Annotated in this window: 7 protein-coding genes; 4 read left to right on the top strand and 3 right to left on the bottom strand. The window is 46.6% G+C overall.

What is annotated here, in order from left to right:
* Nucleotides 1-91: 91 nt before the first annotated feature.
* The 3 genes from Q0338_RS11025 to folE are packed head-to-tail and all read right to left on the bottom strand — an operon-like array spanning nucleotide 92 to nucleotide 3,140.
* Nucleotides 92-1,207 carry a WG repeat-containing protein gene (locus Q0338_RS11025; protein ID WP_298086748.1) on the bottom strand — a complete coding sequence of 372 codons (1,116 nt, stop codon included), beginning with the start codon at nucleotides 1,205-1,207 and terminating at the stop codon, nucleotides 92-94.
* Between the two features lie 26 nt (nucleotides 1,208-1,233).
* The gene (gene fliI, locus Q0338_RS11020) at nucleotides 1,234-2,538 is read right to left on the bottom strand and encodes a flagellar protein export ATPase FliI (protein WP_298086747.1); all 1,305 of its coding nucleotides are present in this window, start codon (nucleotides 2,536-2,538) and stop codon (nucleotides 1,234-1,236) included.
* Nucleotides 2,538-3,140, bottom strand: coding sequence for a GTP cyclohydrolase I FolE (gene folE / locus Q0338_RS11015; protein ID WP_298086746.1), 603 nt, complete (start codon nucleotides 3,138-3,140; stop codon nucleotides 2,538-2,540). Before folE ends, fliI begins: the two co-directional genes overlap by 1 nt.
* A 140-nt stretch (nucleotides 3,141-3,280) precedes the next feature.
* Here folE and tig point away from each other — a divergent pair, with 140 nt between their 5' ends.
* The 4 genes from tig to Q0338_RS10995 form a co-directional block, all read left to right on the top strand.
* Nucleotides 3,281-4,597: a trigger factor gene (tig, locus tag Q0338_RS11010; RefSeq protein ID WP_298086745.1), complete on the top strand. Its 1,317-nt coding sequence runs from the start codon at nucleotides 3,281-3,283 to the stop codon at nucleotides 4,595-4,597.
* On the top strand, nucleotides 4,597-5,187 hold the full coding sequence (gene clpP / locus Q0338_RS11005) for an ATP-dependent Clp endopeptidase proteolytic subunit ClpP (protein ID WP_002949394.1): 591 nt from the start codon (nucleotides 4,597-4,599) through the stop codon (nucleotides 5,185-5,187). The genes tig and clpP overlap by 1 nt, the downstream gene beginning before the upstream one ends.
* Nucleotides 5,188-5,197: 10 nt before the next feature.
* Nucleotides 5,198-6,250 carry a diguanylate cyclase gene (locus Q0338_RS11000; RefSeq protein ID WP_298086744.1) on the top strand — a complete coding sequence of 351 codons (1,053 nt, stop codon included), beginning with the start codon at nucleotides 5,198-5,200 and terminating at the stop codon, nucleotides 6,248-6,250.
* The coding region (locus tag Q0338_RS10995) for a peptide deformylase (protein WP_298086749.1) at nucleotides 6,247-6,400 on the top strand (154 nt) is incomplete at its 3' end. The genes Q0338_RS11000 and Q0338_RS10995, both read left to right, overlap by 4 nt.

The following is a 6,400-nucleotide window of genomic DNA, read 5'->3' as shown; positions in this document are numbered from 1 at the left end:
CACGGTAATTTCATCCTTTGCGCATTATCGAATTTAACGGCGAACAAGGTTAAAATATATTAGCCTTAGCCTAAAATTACCGCAATTTAACTCAATCTTCTATCTCAAAGTAGTAAGAAATAGGTAAAATTCGGCCCTTTTTGTCGATAAACACGTGTTTGTAGTCTATGCTAGCGGCCGTCGCGTTGCGCTCAAAAACAAATATATTGTCAAATGTCGGTTCTATGGCGACTTTGCCGTCTATGCCTAGGCAACCGCTTTTTCTATTTACCCTGAAATTTAACATTCCGCCGTAAAACTTGTCAAATATATAGTCGAATTTTTGCGGCTCAAGGATAAATTTACCGCTTTTATCTATAACGCCCCACAGCTCGCCGACCCTCACTACGGCGCGTTCTTCTTTAAAGTTATTTACTTCGTCAAAACGCGGCTCTATCGCGAAATTTCCGCTTTTGTCTATAAAGCCCCATTTGCCGCCCGATTTTACGGCCGCTAGCCCTTCGCTAAAGAGCAACGCTAATTCAAATTTAGGCTCTATAATGATGTTTGCATCCTTATCCGTAAAACCGTAAAGTCCGTTAAATTTTAGGGTCGCTAAACCTTCCATAAAAGTTACCGGGCGGCCCAAATTTAGCTTTGAAACGGTAGCGCCGCTTTTGTCTATCACATTCCATTTGTCGCCGATACGCACCGAAGCTAGCCCCTCGGAAAAATACCTTGCCTCGTCGTAGTGCGGAGGAATGATAGTTTTGCCGTTTTTATCCACGTAGCCGTATTTCATCCTGCCGTGTTTCATCTCGCCCACGAGCATCGCGCCGTCTCTAAAAGCTATACCTGTATAGTCAAATTTGGGTTCTACTACGACCCTGCCTGTTTTATCTATGAAGCCGAATTTACCGTTTTTGACAATACTTGCTAGTCCCTCGGTAAAGCTGGTGTTAAAGCCCGTGCCAGGCGCCAAACGCACGACAAGTCTACCATTTTCGTCCATAAAAAAGGCCTGTTCGCCTATAAAAACCACGCAAAGACCGTCGGAAAAGGTTCCCGTGACCATAAAATTTTTACCTACGGCTTTTATGTTGCCGTCTTTATCCACGGCATTGCCGTCCGCAAAAACTAGCCCATAGTCCGCTAGCTCACCCTGCCCGATTATCTTAGCTTCAAGACCGAGCAAGCCTAAAAGCAGCATCGCTAAAATTTTTTTCATTTTTGCCTTTTTTTGTAAATTTGGGGCTAATTTATCCCGCCCAGCAGCTCTTGCGTTTGCTCGAAGCTAAAGCCCTCTTCGGCGTCTTGTTTTAGGAAGTTATCTATAAATTCTTTTTTCGAGATCGCGAGGTCTAGCTCTTTGTCGCTGCCCTTTTGATACGCGCCGATGCGTAGAAGGACCTCGTTTTCTTTTAGAAGCGAGTAGAGGCGCTTTAGCTTGGCGGCGTTTGCTCTGTGCTCTTTGGTCGCGATGTCGCTCATCACGCGCGAGGCGGAGTTTAGGATGTTTATAGGCGGGTAGATGCCAAAGTCCGTCATCTCGCGGCTAAGCACGATGTGGCCGTCTAGGATCGAGCGACTCTGGTCGGCTATCGGATCGCTCATGTCGTCGCCGTCGACTAGCACGGTAAAAAAGGCCGTTATGCTGCCCTTGCCTTCCTCTTTGCCCGCGCGCTCCATCAGTTGAGGCAGCAGGGTGAGCACGGACGGAGGGTAGCCCTTAGACGTCGGCGGCTCGCCCAGCGCCAGCCCGATCTCTCGCTGCGCCATGGCAAACCTGGTCACGCTATCCATGATGAAAAGCACGTCTTTGCCTTGGTTTTTGAAGTATTCTGCCACGCTCATCGCGCAAAAGGCGCCGTATTTTCGCATCAGCGGGCTATCGTCGCTGGTGGCTACGATGACGACGGTGCCGCTTAGATCGCCGCGTAAATTTTTCTCGATAAACTCCGGCACCTCGCGGCCGCGCTCGCCGATGAGGGCGACTACCTTGATCGGAGCTTGCGAGTTTTTTACGATCATGCCCATGAGCGTACTTTTACCTACGCCAGAGCCCGCGAAAATGCCAAGTTTTTGGCCTTTGCCGCAGGTTAGCAGTCCGTCTATGCTTTTAACCCCGACGCTAAAAATTTCATCTATCAGCCCGCGCTTCATCGCATCGATCGGAGTGCGCATTATCGGGGCATACTCCGCGGCGGCGATCGCGCCTTTGCCGTCTTTTGGATTCATAAAAGGATCCACTACGCGCCCCAAAAGAGCGTCTCCGACGGGGATTTTCATACCTTGGTCGCTTTGATAGACGAAGTCGCCGATTTTGTAGCCTTCTACAAAGCCAAAGGGCGAGATGAGCGCGGTATTTTGCCGCACTTCGGTTACCATCGCTAGTCCGCTTTTGCTTTTGTCTTTAGCGCAAATTTGCACGATGTCGCCGATGCTGGGGCGCAGACCCGAAATCTCTATCGTAGTAGCCGAAATTCGCTCGATCACGCCAAAGACGCTAGAGAGAGATAAATTTGCGCCCAGTTTTGATTTTAAGCTATCTAAACCCACTAAAATCTCACTTCTTTGTGCGAATTTATAAGGGAGAAAAACTCGCGTCTAGTCTCGCTGCTACTTAAAAAACATCCTCGCAGCGCCGACGTGGTCGTGGTCGAGTTGATCTTGCCCACGCCTCGCATCTCCACGCACATATGGCGCGCCTCGATGACGACGCCAACGCCTTTTGGTTTGATGACGTCCTGCACGGCTTCGGCGATTTGCTCGGTGAGCTGCTCTTGGATCTGCAGGCGGCGGGCGAAGATATTTACCATGCGCGGGATTTTGCTAAGGCCCACGACCTTGTGATTTGGGATGTAGGCCACGTGCACGCGCCCGAAAAACGGCAACAAATGATGCTCGCAAAGGCTGTAAAATTCGATATCGCGCACGAGCACCATTTCGTTATTTGAGCTATCAAACAGCGCGTCGTTTAGCACGACTTTGGGGTCTTGAAAGTAGCCGCTCGTTAAAAACTCATAAGCCTTAAAAACGCGCTCTGGAGTTTTAACCAGCCCCTCTCTGTTCGGGTCTTCGCCGACTAAATTTAGCATCTGCTCGACGCAGCTTTCAAACTTTTCTTTTTTTAAATTCTCATTTTTTAAATTTTCTTGCATTTGCGTTCCTGATTAATTTTGCTATTTAAATTTTGATAAATGATTTTACTTAAATTCGCCTTTCGCGCGCTTAAATTTATACTATGAATAAGGAAAATTTTGCTACACTCTAGGAAATTTTTATTTTTTAAAGGAATTTAATGCAAATCAAAACCAAGGCGATCGACGCCGTAAATGCTTCGCTAAGTGCGAAAATACCGAGCGCGGACGTAAAATCCAAACTCGAAAACGCTGCTAAAAAAGCTGCGAAAAATATGAAAATAGACGGATTTAGAGCGGGCAAAGTGCCTGTGAACGTAGTGCTAAAACGTTACGAAAAAGAACTAACCGCCGATGCCGAGCAAGACGCGCTAAAAGACGCGATCGACGCAGGTCTAAAAGAGCTAAATAGAAAATTTGAAGAGGTTATCGGCGAGCCGATCGTGACTAAATTTGACAGAGGCGAGAACGAGATCGACGCAGAGATCGAAATCTCGTTTAAACCCGTCATAAACATCGACGGCTACGAGGAGCTGATAGAGAGCGTCAGCGCGCCGCGCGTAACGAAAAAAGAGATCGACGAGAGAAAAAACGAAATTTTAAAAATGATGGCTCCGCTAGAAAAAGTGGAAAAAGAGGCGCTTGAAAAGGGCGATTTTGCTAAATTTGACTTCGAGGGCTTCGTGGACGGCGAGGCATTTGAGGGCGGCAAAGCCGAAAACTACCTGCTAGAAATCGGTTCAGGTCAGTTTATACCTGGCTTTGAGGACGGTATGATCGGGCTAAAAGTCGGTGAAGAGCGCGACGTGAAGGTTAAATTTCCGGCCGAGTACGGCGCTGCGCACCTTGCGGGCAAAGACGCGACGTTTAAAGTAAAACTACACGAAATCCAAGGCAAAAAAGTGCCTGAAGAGATCGACGAAGAGACGCTAAAACGCATCATGCCGGGCGAGGAAAAGGTAAGCGTCGAGCTGTTTGAAGAAAGACTAAAAGAGCAGATCAAAGCCGAGAAGCACGCTAAAAACGTAAACGAGGAGCTAAAGCCTAAATTTGCCGACGCGATCGTGGCTAAATTTAACTTCGACGTGCCGAAAAACATCGTAGAGCAAGAGATGGATATGCAGTTCCGCGGCGCTTGGAGCAGCTTTACGCCTGAGCAGATGGCTAAATTTAGAGAGGATAAAGACGCTCTAACTAAACAGCGCGAGACCTACCGCGACGACGCCGTAAAAAGCGTGAAGCTAACGTTTATAATAGACGAGCTAGCGCGCCGCAGAGATATCAAAGTAAGCGATCAAGAGCTGATCCAAGCGGTGTATTTTGAGGCGTATCGCTCGGGCGTAGATCCGAAACAGCACCTTGAAAACTATAAAAATCAAGGAATTTTACCTGCGATCAAAATGTCGATGATCGAGGAGAAGCTATTTAACGAGATGTTTGCGCTAAAGAGCGATAAGAAAGAGAAAAAGGCGGAGTAATGAGCTACTACATCCCCTACGTCATCGAGCGCACGAGCAAGGGCGAGAGAAGCTACGACATCTACTCGCGCCTGCTAAAAGACCGCATAATAATGCTTAGCGGCGAGATCGAGGACGGCATGGCGTCTGCGATCGTGGCTCAGATGCTGTTTTTAGAGGCTGAAGATCCGGATAAGGACATATATCTATATATAAACAGTCCTGGCGGCGTGATAACGAGCGGATTTAGCATTTACGATACGATGAACTACATCAAGCCCGACGTCTGCACGATCTGCATAGGTCAGGCGGCGTCTATGGGCGCGTTTTTGCTTAGCTGCGGCGCGCAGGGCAAGCGTTATGCGCTGCCAAATTCACGCATTATGATCCACCAGCCTTTAGGCGGCGCGCGCGGACAGGCGACGGATATAGAGATCCAGGCGAAGGAAATCTTGCGTATGAAAGAAATTTTAAACGCGATCCTAGCTAAAAATACGGGTCAAAAACTAGCTAAAATCCAAAAAGATACCGACAGGGACTTTTTCATGAGCTCTGCCGAAGCCAAAGAGTACGGGCTTATAGATAAAGTTTTGGAGAAAAGCTTTAAGTAAAGAGTAAAATTTGATAAAGTTAGACAACAAAAAAAGCGAAAACGTAGCGGCAAATAACGCGTCTACTCAAAAAGTAGGCGCAGCAGCCAAAAAGGACGAGTTTAACATCTACGGTTTTTCCGAAACCATCATCAAAGAACTAAGCGAGGAGAACATCCCCTCGATACCGAAAAACTATACCGCTTTTTTTGAAAAGATGCTTGAAAATCAGCCTGATGAATTTAAGAAAAAGGTCGGCGAGATCATAAAGATCGAAGAAGAGATCAGTAGGCTCGAAGACGATAGGCAAATAAACATCGAGCGCGAGGTAAAAAATAGCTTCATGCAGATAAAAAGCATGTTGCAAGCCGTAGGACTCATTTATAAAAATTTGACTATCTTAAGAACCATAATAAAAAAACGCTCGAGCATCCTTGAACCAAACATCAGCCTGCTAAGCTTGCAAAATATGTTTAACGCCTTTAACGAAGACCTAAATAGGCTAAATTCACTGATGGGTAAGCATATCGAAGTGATAAAAACGAGCTACGAAGAGGTTAGTAAGGTCTTTAAGGTCGTAGAAGAACAGTCTATCTATGATCCTAAATTTGACATCTACAACAGAAAGTTTTTCCTAAAAACGCTCGAAACCGAAGTCGGAAATATCGAAAAATACAGCTACGAATCATCCGTTATGCTCATAAAACCAAAAGAAGCAGCCTTAAAAGATATCGGCTCAAAAGGTAGACTAGCGCTTCTAAAAAATATTTCTAGAATGTTGCTACGCACATCAAAACGAAGCGATATCTTGGCGCACTACGGCGGCGGATGCTTTGCTATGCTGATGAGGCACACCGATATGGTCGGCGCGCAAAAGGCCTGCGAACGTATCACCGAGATGTTTTACGAGACCTCGTTTATACTAAAGGGCGAAAAATTCGAGTTTGACATGGAGGTCGTTGCCTGCAACCTAAGAACCGATAAAACAGTCGCCGAGCTACTATCTGCGGCGCTCGATACTCTCGTAAAAACAGGCAGAGACGGTAAGCGCTACGAGATTTTAGACGAGAAGGCGGCTAAATGATACTAGAAATCCTAACCTATCCGAACAAAAAACTCTTCGTCAAATCACTTGAAGTTAAAGTTTTTGGCGACGAGTTACATAAATTTTTAGACGACATGTATGAGACCATGATCGCTAAAAACGGTATCGGACTAGCCGCCATCCAAACTG

The organism is uncultured Campylobacter sp. (assembly GCF_938018145.1).
Classification (GTDB): Bacteria; Campylobacterota; Campylobacteria; order Campylobacterales; family Campylobacteraceae; genus Campylobacter_A.
This window is presented reverse-complemented; position numbering and strand designations above follow the sequence as displayed.